The 14,865-nt window shown below is 68.2% G+C and carries 12 protein-coding genes and 3 pseudogenes; 5 read left to right on the top strand and 10 right to left on the bottom strand.

The genetic code is table 11. From position 1 onward, the window contains the following. Positions 1–10: 10 nt before the first annotated feature. Complete coding sequence (locus QF037_RS45920; protein ID WP_373463991.1) at positions 11–535, top strand: GNAT family N-acetyltransferase; 525 nt, start codon at positions 11–13, stop codon at positions 533–535. Between the two features lie 325 nt (positions 536–860). On the opposite strand, the pseudogene QF037_RS51205 reads toward QF037_RS45920, so the two are convergent. Then, positions 861–1,106: pseudogene (locus QF037_RS51205) on the bottom strand (ATP-dependent DNA ligase); the annotation flags it as partial. Positions 1,107–1,604: 498 nt separating this feature from the next. Between QF037_RS51205 and QF037_RS45925 the strand changes: the two are divergent. Next, positions 1,605–1,919, top strand: a pseudogene (locus QF037_RS45925) (phosphatase PAP2 family protein); the annotation flags it as partial. An 87-nt stretch (positions 1,920–2,006) separates the two neighbouring features. Here QF037_RS45925 and QF037_RS45930 read toward each other — a convergent pair. The 3 genes from QF037_RS45930 to QF037_RS45940 all read right to left on the bottom strand — a co-directional run bounded on the left by QF037_RS45930 (position 2,007) and on the right by QF037_RS45940 (position 5,121). After that, positions 2,007–2,687: a response regulator gene (locus QF037_RS45930; RefSeq protein WP_307035937.1), complete on the bottom strand. Its 681-nt coding sequence runs from the start codon at positions 2,685–2,687 to the stop codon at positions 2,007–2,009. A 7-nt stretch (positions 2,688–2,694) separates the two neighbouring features. Then, positions 2,695–4,134 carry a sensor histidine kinase gene (locus QF037_RS45935; protein ID WP_373463992.1) on the bottom strand — a complete coding sequence of 480 codons (1,440 nt, stop codon included), beginning with the start codon at positions 4,132–4,134 and terminating at the stop codon, positions 2,695–2,697. Between the two features lie 582 nt (positions 4,135–4,716). Further along, a complete protein-coding gene (locus tag QF037_RS45940; RefSeq protein ID WP_307035940.1) occupies positions 4,717–5,121 on the bottom strand; it encodes a hypothetical protein in 405 nt (134 codons plus the stop codon). A gap of 197 nt (positions 5,122–5,318) precedes the next feature. On the opposite strand from QF037_RS45940, the gene QF037_RS45945 reads away from it, so the two are divergent. The 3 genes from QF037_RS45945 to QF037_RS45955 all read left to right on the top strand — a co-directional run bounded on the left by QF037_RS45945 (position 5,319) and on the right by QF037_RS45955 (position 8,963). After that, entirely contained in the window at positions 5,319–5,543 is a 225-nt protein-coding gene (locus QF037_RS45945; RefSeq protein WP_307035942.1) for a hypothetical protein, read from the top strand. A gap of 1,127 nt (positions 5,544–6,670) precedes the next feature. Further along, positions 6,671–7,258 (top strand): hypothetical protein, encoded by a 588-nt coding sequence (locus QF037_RS45950; RefSeq protein WP_307035944.1) that lies wholly within the window; start codon positions 6,671–6,673, stop codon positions 7,256–7,258. Between the two features lie 859 nt (positions 7,259–8,117). Beyond that, positions 8,118–8,963: an RNA polymerase sigma factor SigF gene (locus tag QF037_RS45955; protein WP_307035946.1), complete on the top strand. Its 846-nt coding sequence runs from the start codon at positions 8,118–8,120 to the stop codon at positions 8,961–8,963. Between the two features lie 257 nt (positions 8,964–9,220). Here the strand turns inward: QF037_RS45955 and QF037_RS45960 are convergent, their stop codons facing one another. From QF037_RS45960 to QF037_RS51210, 6 genes and pseudogenes are all read right to left on the bottom strand, one after another. Next, positions 9,221–9,895 (bottom strand): LysE family translocator, encoded by a 675-nt coding sequence (locus QF037_RS45960; RefSeq protein ID WP_307035948.1) that lies wholly within the window; start codon positions 9,893–9,895, stop codon positions 9,221–9,223. A 98-nt stretch (positions 9,896–9,993) separates the two neighbouring features. Next, positions 9,994–10,290 (bottom strand): hypothetical protein, encoded by a 297-nt coding sequence (locus QF037_RS45965; RefSeq protein ID WP_307035950.1) that lies wholly within the window; start codon positions 10,288–10,290, stop codon positions 9,994–9,996. 77 nt (positions 10,291–10,367) lie between these two features. Then, positions 10,368–10,565, bottom strand: coding sequence for a hypothetical protein (locus QF037_RS45970; RefSeq protein WP_307035951.1), 198 nt, complete (start codon positions 10,563–10,565; stop codon positions 10,368–10,370). A 384-nt stretch (positions 10,566–10,949) separates the two neighbouring features. Continuing rightward, positions 10,950–12,209, bottom strand: coding sequence for a glycoside hydrolase family 16 protein (locus QF037_RS45975; protein WP_307035952.1), 1,260 nt, complete (start codon positions 12,207–12,209; stop codon positions 10,950–10,952). An 845-nt stretch (positions 12,210–13,054) separates the two neighbouring features. Then, on the bottom strand, positions 13,055–14,248 hold the full coding sequence (locus QF037_RS45980; protein WP_307035953.1) for a PP2C family protein-serine/threonine phosphatase: 1,194 nt from the start codon (positions 14,246–14,248) through the stop codon (positions 13,055–13,057). 426 nt (positions 14,249–14,674) lie between these two features. Beyond that, positions 14,675–14,839 (bottom strand): annotated as a pseudogene (locus tag QF037_RS51210) (transposase); the annotation flags it as partial. Positions 14,840–14,865: the final 26 nt, after the last annotated feature.

Genomic DNA, 14,865 nt, shown 5'->3' on the forward strand with positions numbered 1-14,865 from the left:
GCAACAGCCCGTGCTCACCCTCTCCAGCGGTATGGAGTTGCGCCCTTGGCGCGCCGGCGACGTCGGCACGTTGATGGCTGCTGGGCAGGATCCGGCGATTCGCCAGTGGAACCTCCTGGTCGTGGCCTCGCCGGCGGAAGCGGCCAAGCGTATCGAGCGCATGCACGAGCGCTGGCAGAACGAGCAGGGCGCGATATGGGCCATCGCCGATCCCGACGGCGGCGAAGCCGTGGGCTTGATCGGCTTGAGTGACATCGATCTCGCTGGCGGCAGCGCCGAAGTCGTGTACTGGGTCCTGCCCGCAGGACGCGGTCGGGGCGTCGTGGTCGAGGCCACGAAGCGCCTCAGCCGGTGGGCGTTTGACGACCTTGGCCTGCACCGGCTCCGGCTGTGCCACTCGATGGCCAACCCGGCATCGTGCCGAGTAGCGGCCAAGGCCGGCTTCTTGGTCGAAGGCACGATGCGCAGCGCGCTGCTGCATGAAGACGGGTGGCACGACCAGCATTTGCACGCCCTGGTCCAAGGCGACATCTGACTATTCGCCAGCGTTCGGCGCTGTCCTGGGCGACGTCCACGGCGACGTCGGCGACGACCTCGGGCACGACCAGGTGCACCGACAACTGCTCCCGCGAGCCCCACCCCGCACGGATGGTGCGCCCGGTCCACGGGTGGCCTGCGTCTCCGGCGTGCAGGTGGCAGACGAGGGCGTGCCGGACGGCCGCCCAGCGTGGTGGTGCGGCCGGTGTACCGCAAGCGCCCGCCGTCGTTGTAGCGGCCCAACAATGCGGTAGTGGGGTCCTGTTGGCAGCCCGTGACCATCCGACGAGGGCCTCCGTGGTCTGCTGCGCCTTGTACTTGGCCCACCCCCGCCCGCCCGGCACGTACCCGCCCGTCAGAGGCCGGAACACCAGACCCTCGATCCCGACGGCTGTGTGGTCAGCCAGCCATACGGCCGCCTGCTCCGGGTCGGTCGTGGTCGGGCACAGCGACCACGGCGCCGCCGGACCCTCCTCGAGGAACAACGACTCCACTGCGGCGCAGCGTTCGCTGAAAGGGCATCCCGTCAGATCCCGGCCGTGCACGCGCAGCAGACCGAACGCGACCAGATGCGCCGGCTACTCGGTTGCCGCCCGGTGCCGCACCCGCGCCGCGGTGGTACACCCGTTGCTGGAGACGCTCGAAAAGCGAAGGTTTGTTGAAGGTCGCGGTGTGTCCGGTGACGCGGAACGAAGGTGCCCGGAGCTGTCAAGCCTGACGATCGTCAAGGTCCGAAGTTGCCGTTCGGCTCGGGTTCCCCACTGTTCCCGCTTCTAGGTTCGGGCCTCATGGAACGAGAACCGCGAATGCAAGTCCGAGCCGGTCGGCCGCTCGGTGCGTTGGCCGTCCTGGGCGTGGGAGCAGGAGTTGTCACTTGGCTGTCCCCCGGTGGGCTGGGCGAAGCTGGTGCTGTCGAGGTCACGGGCGGGGCTTCGGCATCCGCGTACCGGTCGGTGGCCGGGGCGGTGGCGGATGCACCGTCGTGGCTGGGCCCGCTCCTGGAAGTGGCGAGCGAGGGCACTTTGGTGATCCTCGGAATGCTGCTGGTCTGGATGTGGTGGACGGCAATGCGCCGCAAAGACACACGGGAGTTCGCCGGATCCGTGCTGACCGGTCTCGGCACCGTCGCGGCCTATGCGGTGAGCGAAGCGGTGAAGCTCGTTGTGGACGAGGAACGTCCTTGCCGTGCGCTACGCGCAGGGGCCGAATCTGTCGCGGAATGCCCCGGAGCGGGGGACTGGTCGTTCCCGAGCAACCACGCCACCCTGGCCGCCGGGTTGGCCGTCGGTCTCGCCGTGCTGCGGCCCCGCCTCGCCGCGATCACGCTGCCGCTGGCCGGGGCTGCCGCTCTGCTGCGCGTACTGGTAGGGGTCCATTACCCGCACGATGTGCTCGCCGGCGCGGCGCTCGGCGGCGCTGTTGCGGCGGCGGTGCTGCTCGCGTTCATGCCCCTTGTCCAGGGGGCGGCATCACGGCTGGGGAGGCTGAGGCGGAACGATTCCGGCCTCGTGGGCCACGACCGCGGCCGCGGCCCGGTTGTCGACGCCCAGCCTCGCCAGGATGGAACTCACGTGGGCTTTGACCGTTCCCTCCACCACATGGAGCCGCCGGGCGATCTGCCCATTGGACAGGCCGCTTCCGAGGAAGGCCAACACCTCTCTTTCCCGAGCGGTGAGGGCGTTGACCTGGTCGCGGGCGGCGGAGCGCCGACCGGCCAGGGCGCCCGCGCCCGTCGCGGCGAGGTGTGCGATGACCCGGGCCGCGACCTTCGGTGACAGGTAGGCGGCGCCTTCGGCCACCGCACGCACTCCGGTGATCAGTTCCTCTGGCTCGCCCGACTTGATCAGGAAGCCTGCTGCACCACCGCCGAGCGCCTTGAGGATGTAGTCGTCCTCTCCGAAGGTCGTCAGCATGATGATGCTCGTGGCCGGCACTGTGTTGCGGATTTCCGCGGCGGCGTCGATGCCGTTGATTCCCGGCATGCGGATATCGAGTACCGCCACGGCGGGACGGTGGCGCTGGACCAGTTCCACGGCGCCGTGCCCGTCGACGGCCTCGGCGACGACTTCGATGTCCGGATCCGTGGCAAGAACGGCGCGTACCCCTGCGCGGATCATCGGCTCGTCGTCGGCGATCAGTACCCGGATCATCGAACACTCACGGGGTGATCGTGTCCAGGGACACCAGGGTGTCCTTCCGGAAGCAGAGCTGATAGGCGTCGCCGGACCGGTCGTCGAATCGGTTGGCGGTCATCGAGTAGTACTCGCACGTTGTGCCGTCTCCCGTCGGCTCGGCGGTCAGCGGTCGGTAGTTCGTCTGCCGGTCCGGCAGGAGACGCTCCACGTCGGAACGATCTTGCCCTACATGCAGGCGGGCATAGTCGCGTGGGTCCAGGACCGACTGTGACGCTGACATCATCTCCCAGCCCATGAGGGCTCCGATCAGCAAAGCTCCCGTCACGAGGGGCACCATGACCGCGGCGACCAGAGCCCGGCGGACCCGGCGCCGAGCGCGGCGATGTTCTTGCGGCAACTCGTCACCACGAGAGGATGAAGACGCGAGCGGCGGTGGCGGCGGCGAGGGCGTGTGCGGGATACGCGCGACGACCGCGTAGCCTCCGTCGCGCGGGCCGTGGTCGAACGAACCGCCGGTCAACCGCACACGTTCTTCGAGACCGATCAGGCCACGCCCTCCGCTCCGAGGCCTGGGCTGCTGGTTGGCCGCAGACGAGGGCGGGCCGTTCTCCACGACGACCGTCGTTTCTGCTGCCGTATGCGTCACATGGACCGTTACGGTCGCGCCGGACGCGTGCTTGGCAACGTTGGTCAGAGCTTCCTGCACGACCCGGTGAGCCGCCCGTATGACCACGGGCGGCACCTCGTCCGCGTCACCCTCGATGCGCAACTCCACCGTGAGGCCGGCCGCAGAAGCCTCGGAAGCCAGACGCGTCAGGCTGGAGCTGTTGGGGTCCATAGGCGTTGCATCGGTCTCCTCACGCAGGACACCGATCACCTCGCCGAGACGCTCCACCGCGGCCGCGGCTCTGGCTCGGATGTCCCCTGCGGCCCTCTGGTGGTGCTCTTCAAGGTCCGGAGCGAGTTTGAGTGCCCCGGCCGACAGGGCGATCAGGCTGAGGTCATGGCCGAGTACGTCATGCATGTCCTGAGCGATACGTGCCCGCTCGCGCAGCCGGGCTTGATCAGCGATCAGTTGCTGCTCGCGTTGCAGCTGATCAGCAAGCTCCCAACCGGCCCGGACAAGCTGCCGATACTGGCACCAGAACCGGCCCGCGAACCAGGGCAGCATCGTGGCGGCGACCACCACTGTCACAAAGCGGCCGGCAAGGGGGAGCCAAGCAGGAACGACGGACAAGGCCACCACGCCGGCCGCGAGTATCGCGACCAGGGCGAGCGCTGTCGGCCCCGTCCGTCCAGGACGTCGTCCTGCCAGGAACGCGGCGACGGCAGTCGGGACGGCCCACCACGGATTCATCACGCTCAGACCAGCAACCACCGCGGTAGCCGCCGCGAGAATGGTCCCAGGATCAAGTGCCCGCCGCAGCACAGCCGTTCCGGTCGCAGTCCCACCGTTGATCATTGTGCTGTCCACAGAGGTGACGGTACGGACATCGGGCGCCCTCCGACCACTGCCGAAAGTCCAATCTACGTCGGTGACCAGCGGGCACTGAGCGCCGAAACATCCCGCTTCGTGCAGGACGTACCGGCTCAACGATCGACGCGGACGACGAGGAGTAGGACCAGAACGGGAGCACTGTCCCGCGCAGGCACCCGCCAGATCGGCGTTCCTGGGCAACGCAGGGGCGTCCTGGTCCGCGACGGACGTAACGGGAACACCTGCCATCTGACCCGCTCGCAAGCCTCCCCGAACATGCGGCACCTCGCCTGGCCCCACGTCGGTGCGGATACGCGTGAGCCGGTCCGGGTGACGCCGGAGTCCGGCGCTGTCCTGGGCGACGTCCACGGCGACTTCGGCGACGCCCTCGGGCGCGACCAGTTGCACCGACAGCTGTCCCGCGAGCCCCAAGTGCGCCCCGCCCGCGGGTGGTCGGCGCGACCCCGGCGTGCAGCTGGTCGGCGAGGGCGTGCCAGACGGTTGCGTGCAGCATCGTGGTGCGACCGGTGTAGCGGCAGCGGCCGCCCTCGTCGTAGCGGCCCAACATCACCGCGTGTCCGACTCCCGGGAAGAGAACGCCTCGTACAGGGCTTCGGCATGCACCGCGTCCCACTGGCTTATCACCAGGCGCTCTACCCCGCCGTCACGCCGACGCAGTTCGACCTCCTGCCCCTTGTCGAAATCCACCCGCACCTGCGGATTGACGCACGCCGCTTCGGCCTCGCCACGCATCATCTCGAACCAGATGCCGCGTATGCCGTACCGGAGGTCATTGCCTCGGTGACGCAGCACTCGCACCCGGCGGTCGGTCAGCAGGAGTGACGCCTGTCGCGGCGCCAGGCCCCACAGCATGCGTCCGTATGTCACGGCACAGCCGGCCGTCATCCGCTCGCCCTCGGGAACCCACTGCGCCAGACGTTCGCGATCCACCGACCACTTGGCCGCTTCCATCCGCCACTTCCCCCCTCATCGTTCGAACGGCAGCGTCACTTGCTCCTCTACCCGGATGCAGTACATGAACCGCCCGTCGGCCGATCTCGGATCCACTGAGATCCGATGCCTCTCCGTCACCGCACGGCCGCGGTACCGGCGGCCCGCGCCGAACTGCGCCGCCAGGGGCGACAGCTTTGGGTGCTGGTGGGTGTTCGGTGAGCCGACGACTGGACCACTTCACGCGGCGCGAGGAGCAGGTGCTGTCCCAGATCCGGCGCTCGATCCTAGAGGGCGGAGAAGTCTTGTCGGTGCGGGAGTTGGGGGCGGCCCTGGGGCTGCGCAGCCCGGCATCGGTGGTCTATCACCTGCAGAGCCTGGAGCGCAGCGGCGCCCGGGTCCGCGACGGAGGAAACGGGAACACCTGCCGGTTGACCCGCTAGGAAGCCGCCCGGAACAGCGGCGCCTCGTCGGCCCCATGTCGGTGCGGATAGGCGTGAGCCGGGTCGGCTGGCGCCAGCGTCCGGCGCTGTCCCGGGCCACATCCACGGCGACTTCAGCGACGACCTCGGGCACGACCAGGTGCACCGGAAACTGCTCCCGCGAGCCCCACCCCACACGGAAAGTGCATGTCGTGCGTGAACGAGAGAAATGGACCATCGGGATTTCCCCGGCTGGCAGTTCACCTTCAATGGGACCGTATGTTTGGCGCCACTATTTAGATGCCACTACTGACAAAGTCAAGCTCCTCCTCAAGCGATTCAGGCAGCCGAGACGGATCGGGATCGAAAGCCACCTCCGCGCTATTAACCGTATAATCATCAGCGCCCGTCTGGGGCTGGATCCCGTTTCATTGCGACGCGAGAAGGCGCCCGAGGGTGAGAGAGAATGAAGGCCTTTTAGTGCCGTTGTCTATCGATTGGAATGGAAACTCAAAGGATTCTATTCGAGAATGCCGTACGATGTTCCTGCGCCGCCGCCTGTAGGCGCTGTCGGCGGGGCTGTGTTGGCACCCGCGTCGGGCCGTCCGCACACAGCAACTCGTCGGCCGCGGCTCGAAGAACGCATCCACCCGCGCAGACAAGCACCAGTCGAAGGTCGTCCGGAAGCGGGACAGTTCCGCGATCGCCTCCCGCTCGTCGATCCGCGGCAACACCCTTACCCCACGGTCTTCCTGCTGAACTCCCTTACGCAGTTGCAGAGTTCAGCATCGCGAGGAAGGCCGCCCCGTACCCTGCAATCACGCCAAAGAGTGACGATTCAGCCGGAGTGGAGGTTAAGGAAGAAGGTGAGAATCTGTTTCAGATCCGGTGATGTGTGACGGTCTGTGACGACTGGCAGAATCGCTCAGAGCTGCTTTTCCGATCCACTGAACCGACTCGTGTGGGCGATGGGCCGTTCCGGCTGAGCGGGACCAGTCCCGGACCGGCATCGATACCATCCTCACCAGCGGGACTGGCCGTAGGGGGAGAGGAAAGTCGTGGTGCGGGAGTGCTGGTTTTGCGGGAAAGCCACACCGGCGTCGTGGCACGACCGTGTCCTGGGGCTGCACCGGGATGCCGACACGACCATGACCCGGTGGATCGTTGTCCTGCGCACCACGTGGCGCCGGGAGGTCGTACATGTGCCACGCTGCGCCCGCTGCCACACCGGACATCAGATCGAGCAGACCGCGGCGGTGCTCTCCATAGCCGCGCTGATCGCCTACGCCGCCAGCGGCCAACTGGACCGACTCCTCGGCATTCTGCCGGCTTCGGCCGGAGAGCGGACGATCGCAGGGATCTGGGCAGCCGTGGCTTGCCTGCCGGGACTCACCTGGCTCGCCATCAGGCATGGTGGGCTGCCATGGCGGCGCCTGGCACCCCACCGCCTGGGCTACGCCCGCCATCACCCGGAGTTCGTGCGACTCCTGGACGAGGGCTGGAAACCCAGGCCGGGTCCCATTCCCTACTGGGGAAACCCGCCGAACACCCAATACCCTCCGCAGCCGGGCAGACTTCGGCGGCTCATCGGACGCGTCATCGTCCTGGTCGGAACAGCCTGCGCCATCGCCATCCCCATCGCCTACTTCCAGGGATACGAAGAACTGGCCGGAGGTCTCATCGCGTCGGCGGCAGGGCTGTTCGCTCTGTCCTCGAAGATCAACCCCGAGAACTGAACGCACCGGTCAGTGGATCCGGGTGACGCGAGTCTCAACAGGGGCAGGAATCGGCCATGTTGGCTTGGAGTCTGGTGATGCTGGTGATGTGGGGTGGAGCCTGGGTTTCATCGCCGGGCCGGGGTTCCGCAGCCGATGCCGCCGCAAGAAGGGCGTCTGGCTGCCCCCGGAGCAATACCGCGCCTGGCGCGACGTCGGGATCCGCGGCTACCTGCCGACAGGGGTGAAGGACCCGGCCCTCAGGGGCAAGCGCACGGATCGGAACGCCGTCTACAGCGATGATGGCCCGCACCGGGTTGCGGCTGGAGGAACAGTCGGCTCTGACCTTGTTCGAGCTGCCTGACCACGACAGGCTGAGCGCCTGCGACCGGTTCCGGCTACCGCCGGCGAGGAGATCACCAAGGGTGGGCATCCCCGACGGGGGCCTGCGCTCGATGGCGACCATGGCCAGATCGACCGGGGCGACGCAATGGCACGAGCCTGGACGACGTGCCTCTACGAGAGGGTCGAGGACAAGCTGATCGTAGAGCCGGGCGCAGACCGGGGCCGCATCGGCGACGAGTGGTACTCAGTCGCGGACCTGGACGCCGAGCTGCTGTCTGACCATGCGCCGTCAGCTGGGGTCAATGGGCCTGCCGGAACGAGACAATGGGGTGAATCGATTACGGGGGAGCCGTGGCGCGAGAGGGACGACCGAGCGACACGATCATTGCCGTGGGTCGCGGACGGGTCTGCAGACCTCTGCCCGACTGCAGGCCGAGATGATGGGGGAGTAGGGGCAGGACATGGGGGTAGGCGGTGCGTCGTCGGCCGCTTCGGCCGGCCGCGGCGGCGGGAACGACCTGGGAGGGGAACAAGCATGGCGCCCATGAGCATGGCGGCAACACAGACCCGGACGGCCGAGCTGCCCGAGGTCGCTGACCCGTCGCGGGTGGCACCCAAGGACGCCCGCGAACTGTCCAAGCTGTTTTTCCAGCAGCTGGCCGTGCTGGAGGAAGGCACCCCGGAGTACCAGTACGCGCGGAACACGCTGATCGAGATGAACATGTCCCTGGTCCGCTTCGCGGCGGGCCGGTTCCGCAGCCGCGGGCCGGAGGAGATGGAGGACATCGTCCAGGTCGGCATGATCGGGCTGATCAAGGCGATCGACCGCTTCGAGTTGTCCCGGGAGGTGGAGTTCACCTCGTTCGCCATTCCCTACATCGTCGGTGAGATCAAGCGTTTCTTCCGTGACACCACCTGGGCCGTGCACGTCCCTCGCCGATTGCAGGAAGCCCGCGTCCAGCTGGCCCGCGCCACCGAGGAACTGCGCAGCCGGCTGGGCCGCACCCCGACGGTCAAGGAGCTGTCGGAGCTGATGAGCCTGCCCGAGGACGAGGTCCGCGAGGCCCGCCTGGCCGCCAACGGCTACAACTCCGCCTCCCTGGACGCCACGATCAGCGGCAGCGCGGACGGCGAAGCCGCCCTGCAGGACTTCATCGGCACCCAGGACACAGATCTGGAGCTGGTGGAGGACTTCCACGCCCTCGCCCCGCTGATCGCGGAACTCGACGAGCGCGACCGGCAGATCATCCATATGCGGTTCGTCGAGGAATGCACCCAGGCGCAGATCGGTGAACGCCTGGGGGTCTCCCAGATGCACGTCTCCCGGCTCCTGTCTCGCACCCTTGCCCGACTGCGCGAAGGCATGCTCACCACCCGCTGACACCTGTCGCCCGCGAGGTAGGACGGGACGGACGGACGGGCGACGCGGCCGGGGCTCGGGGCGCAGTTGCGGTGCTGCGCCCCTGGCGTGCAGCGCGAGGTCTCCACTAACGCGAACAGAACCCGCCAACCCGCGTGGACGGACAAGGGCCCATCTTCCGAGCTCCGGGCCCTGAGCTGGTCGTAGAGGTAGACCTCGACGGCGGACCGGACTTTCGTCGACCTCGAGATCGTCGTCCAGTAACCGAAGCAGTGCTTTCAGGCAGCCGCAGCGACGCCGATGCCGACGGCGATGAACAGCCAGCCGGTCGTCAGCTCCCAGCGGTGGCGGACCTTCGGGCGGGCGAGGTACGCCCGTAGCCGCGCGGCGACGGCGACCAGGGCGAACCAGTAAGCGACACCGATGACGATGTCCAGAGTGCCGAGGAAGAAGATCTGCCGCGATGCCGAACCGCCCCCGTCGACGAACTGCGGCAGGATGCTGAGGAAGAACAGCGCCGCCTTGGGGTTCAGCACATTGGTGAGGAAGCCCTGGGTGAAGCCGGAGCGCCACCGGCCGTGGGCCGGGCCGTCCTCCGCCGAAGTTCGCGGGTCGGCGCCGTCTTGCAGGCCACCGGCCGTCTCTCGCCCGGCGGCCCGCTCGCGAGCGGCCTGTCGCGCGGCCAGCACGGCCCGGACGCCCAGGTAGACGAGGTAGGCCGAGCCCAACAGCTTGATGGTGTCGTAGACCGCCGGCGAGCGGGCGGCGATCAGCGACAGTCCGACCGCGGCGGCGAGCATGTGCACACACAGTCCGGTCTGGGCGCCCAGCGCCGCGGCGCGCCCTTTGGCGGGATGCTCGGTGGCCGATCTCACCACTACGAGGAAGTCCGGGCCGGGGACCACATACGCCACCAGCACTACGCCGAGGAAGCTGACGAGGTCGATCGACATCCGTTCTCCCTTTCGTTGGCCCCGCGGCCGGTTCTTCGCCGGCGCCGCGGCCGGTCCGCCGCACGAGGGTCGTTCATCCAAGAAGTGGGGTTCCCCGCTCAGGCCGCGAGAGTCCGCCTGCCGACTGTCGAGGCGACGGACTCGTCGAGCACCTCAAGGCCCACTTCCGGCTGCTCGTCCGTCACGGTCAGTGGCGGCAGGACCGTGGCCACCTCGTCGTGGGGCCCGGCCGTCTCCAGCAGCAGACCACCCCGGCATGCGGCGTCACACACCGCGCGGGCCGAGCCCGGACGGCCGAAGGGCAGCCCCCACGCGAGGCCGCGCCCGCGCGAGGCGGGCAGCCCGTGCCGGCGAGCGGTGTCCGCAAGGGCGCGGCCCACGCGCTCGCCCAGCACCGCGGTCCGGGCCTCCAGCGCACCCGTCGGACCAGAACAGCTCCCACGCCCGGGCAGCGGTGACGAACGCCGGGTTGTCACCACGGAAGGTGCCGTTGTGCTCGCCGGGCTTCCACACGTCGTACTCGGGACGCATCAGCGTGAGGGCCATCGGCATCCCGTGCCCGCTGATGGGCTTGGGCAGGCAGGCAGACGATGGCGGCGGCGATTCCGGCCGGTTCGAAGGAGAAGAACGGTCCGGTGCGTCCGTAGCCCATCTGGATGTCGTCCCCCACCAGCAGCGTGCCGTGCGCCCGAGCCCGGGAGGCCAGTGCGCGCAGCCAGGCCGCACGGCCCGGTGGGTCCCGCCCTCACCCTGCACGGTCTCCATCACTACGGCCGCGGGCGGCCTGTCCTCGGCGACGGCGTCCACTGACCGGACGAGCCGGGCAAACCGCCCGCTCGTCGTCGTCCGCGAGATCGTCGAAGGGCACCGGCCCTGTGTACGGCGGCTACGCCTGCCCCGGTGCGCTGGCCTGCTCGGTGTGGTGGTGACTGTGCCAGTGGAAGACATAGGCCCGTATGTCATAACGGTGGTGACGGACCAGGGGAGTTGTGACTCCGACCGTGATCTGCCGGCCCGGCGGTTCAGCCCCTGAGCTGTGGGTTTCGGGGCCGGGTCAGCCGACCGTCCATTTCTGGTTGGCGGCGCCCGAGCAGGTCCAGATTTGCAACCGGGTGCCGTTGGCGCTGTTGTTGCCGGTCACGTCCAGGCATTTGTTGGCCTGAGGATTGACGATGTCGTTCGCCGAGTTGACGGCCCACCGCTGGGCGGCGGAGCCGTTGCAGTTGTAGAGCTGGGTCGTGGTGCCGTCCGTGGTGGCGCCACCGGTCACGTCCAGGCACTTGCCGAGCGCGCGGATCGTGCCGTCGTAGCCCACGGTCCACTGCTGCGCGGCGGAGCCGTTGCAGTCGTAGAGCTGTACGGCGGTACCGTTGGCGGTGTTCGCCCCGGCGACGTCCACGCACTTGGCGGCCAGGCCGTGGATCGGCACGCCGGTGGCTGTTTCGCTCGTGGTCACGGACACCGAGTCCACCACCAGCTGGGCCGGGAAGACGGTGGAGCTGTTGGGGTCGCCGGGCCAGTAGCCGCCGACCGCGAGGTTGAGGATCAGGAAGAACGGCTTGTTGAACGCCCAGGTGTTCCCGCCCACGTCGGCGGGCGTGCGCGTCTGGTAGACGACGCCGTCGACCGACCACTTGATCGAATTGGGCGCCCAGTCGACGGCGAAGGTGTGGAAGGCGTCGGCGAAGGCCTGCCCGTTCGGCAGGGTATAGCCGGAGCCTATGCCGGCTGAGCCGGAGTAGCCGGGTCCGTGGATGGTGCCGTGGATCGTGGAGGGCTCGTAGCCGACGTTCTCCATGACGACGATCTCGCCCGAGTTGGGCCAGCCGACCGACCCGGTGTCGGTGCCGAGCATCCAGAACGCGGGCCACATGCCCTGTCCGCGCGGGATCTTCATTCGGGCCTCGACGTGCCCGTACTGCGCGCTGAACTTCCCGGAGGTGTTCATTCGGGCCGAGGTGTACTGACACGTTCCGTACCAGCACTGGTAGTTGGCCGGGTTCTCCTTTTTGGCCGTGATCACCAGGTGGCCCTGGCCGTCGAGGGCCGCGTTGTTGGTGCCGGACGTGTAGTACTGGCGCTCGTGGTTGTTGACGTTGTCGCCGGTCTCCAGTGACCACCTGGAGGAGTTGACGGCGCTGCCGGCGGCGCCGTCGAAGGTGTCGGAGAACACGACCGCGGCGGCGAAGACTTCCGAGGGTGAGGCGGAGACGTCCGATGGATCCGCATGAGCCGCGCCGGTCGCGGCGGACGCGACCAACACGGCGGACAAGGCGGCGAACAGGCATCTGCGGAGCAGGCGTGGGGAGGCCATGTCTCTGTCCTTCCATACGGCGATCGAGCACACGGGTGAGCCGATCGGGGTGGGGGGTGAAGGTCTCGCCTGTTGATTTAAGGAGTGAGATAAGGGGGAGTCAATACTCAGGTACGGACCAATTGGTACCCGTCAAGAACCCCGGACGGCCGGATTCCGTTCCTCTGCACGGCGAAGGAACGAGGGTTTGCAGATCATTAACAGGCTGTCTTGATCATGCTGGGGTCGGTGCTCAGGGCTCGAACCCGAGCCTGAAGAGGTGTGAGGGCGGCGGCGGCCGCGCTGGACGTCGCCATCGGCGGCCAAAGTGTAGGTGCGATCGCTCAGTTGCTGCCGGGACATGCCGACCAGAACCGGGTCAGAAGCTGCTCTCACATGTCCCGTCACGGTGCCGTCGGCATCACGATCGGGTGACGCGCCCTCGGGCACCCGATCCGGCGACGGACGGCACCGCCCCCGCAGCACCAGAGCGAGCTGCGGGGCATCGGTCCGCCCAGGCCGGACCAGGCGCACGAAGGAGCGAGGGAACCCGCCCACCCGTCGCGGAGCGTGCGCACGATGCACGCAGCCGGACGGGGCCACAGCGAACGCGGGGGACCGGCGCATCCAACACCGTTCGGGATGCGCGCAGTTCCGGGAGCGCGGAGCAGATGTCAACCAGCTCCCCGACCGGGCATTCCGGGCCGAGAACCGCACGAACTCCTCGGCATGCCCACCGACGACCCGGTGAACGTCACCCGCAGCCGCCTCGGACGCCTCACCCGCCAAGGCTTCCTCACCCAACCCGGACCAGGCCGCTACCAGAAACGGACTTAACGCCCTCTCAGGGAGTAGGCCGTTAGGGCTCATCGCAGCGGGTCGGGTCTTGTTTCGGCCGGCCGACTGCGATTGCTGTGCCAGTCCAGTATCAGGACCGTGGCGTCGTCCTCGAGGCTGCCATGGCAGGCGTCGATCACCGCGGCGGTCAGGCTCCGGACGGCTTCTCGCGGGTGCAGCGCGCGGGTGCCGTGAACGACCGAGGCCAGGTCGACGGCCGCGGCACCGCGCTCCTGCATGCCGTCGGTGAGCAGGACCAGGCGGTCCTCGGGACGCAACTGCAGTTCCTGCAGGTGGTAGGGGGTGGGTGCTGCCACACCGAACGGCAGGTTGACGGCGAGTTCCACCTCTTCGACGGCGTTGTCACGCAACAGCAGCGGCCGGGGGTGGCCGGCGTTGACCAGTTCGCACAGGCCCGTTTCGAGGTCGACGCACAGCAGCTGTCCGGTGGCCAGGCCGCGGCTGTGGCTCAGCAGGGCCTGATGGGCGTGGTTGGCCTGCTTGAGGGCGTCGCAGCCGCTGCGGCGTGCCCGCCGCAGCGCACCGACCAACAGGGTGGCAAGCAACGCGGAGTTCGTGTCGTGTCCCATCGCGTCGGTGATCGACAGGTGCAGGGTGTCGCGGTCGAGGGTGTAGTCGTAGGTGTCGCCACCGATGTCGTCGGCCGGGACCAGCCCGGCGGCCAGAGTGAACTGGGCCGCCTCGCAGCAGGGGGCCGAGGGAAGCAGTTGATGCTGGATCTCCGCGGCCAGGCTGGTCTCGGTGGTGCGCCGGACCAGGTGGTACAGGTCGGTGAAGCGCCGGTCCGTGACGATGATGTAGGCCAGTGCGTGTGCCGCGTCGCGGACCTGTTGCAGCACAGTGTCGTCCGCGGACTGCAGGGTCAACTCCAGGACGCCGATGCAGTCGCCGCGGTTGGTGACCGGCGTGATGACGCGCTGTCCGCCCTGCCCGTCCGGGTCCACATGCTGGCGCTGGCTCTGCAGCACGCTGTCGTAGACGCTGCCCTGCAGGTCGATCGGCTCGCCAGGGTCGGCGGGCTCATCGCCGGCCGCGGCCAGGCGGACCAGCCGCTGGCCGATGAGGTCGACAAACAGGAAGGACACGCTCTCGGCACCGAACCGCTTCTGCAGGTCGTGTGCCACGACGTCGACGGACTCACCGGGCGGGGCCGCTTCCGCAGCGGCCAGCAACTCGCCCAGTTCCAGGTCTCCACCCTTCACAGCAACCTCCTGTCGGTTGCCGCACCTTCTTCCCCGAGTCTGCGCAACCTCACCTCATCTGCTCATTTTGCCTGGTCAGGACAGCGGGCCAGATCGGTATCAACAGGTCCCGGGACCGTCAGGCGGCGGGAACGAGCGCTAAAGCTCATCCCGCGAGGCAAGTGAGGTTGCGGGCGCGGTGCACCACGGGGGAGTGCGGCGCGGCTACGCCGAGACAACCCGGCCAGCACGACAAGCCTCCGCGTCGATCTCGAACTGGCCCGCGAGAAGATCCGCAAACTCCGCGCTGAACGCAACCAGGTCCAGCACAACGCGCGCCTCCATCTCGGCCAATAGCTCGACCAGATCGGCACTGCCAATCCCGCCACCCGAGTCGATGAACTAAACCAGTCCAAAGCTGAGTTGGAGGCACTGCTTGGCGCCAAGAGGCAGGAACAGCCGCCACTGAAGCGGGAGGGAGTCGGCATCGGTGACCGCGTGCGCGCCGGCCGCCACCTGACAGCTGGCCTGCCTGCCCACGGTCCCGCACTACTGCTGCGCGACGGCGACCGGCCTCTTCCCATCCTTGGGAAGCGACACGTCGTCGACTTTCAGCCATGCCCCTACAACGTCCCGGT

This window comes from Streptomyces canus (genome assembly GCF_030815415.1).
Lineage (GTDB): Bacteria > Actinomycetota > Actinomycetes > Streptomycetales > Streptomycetaceae > Streptomyces > Streptomyces canus_F.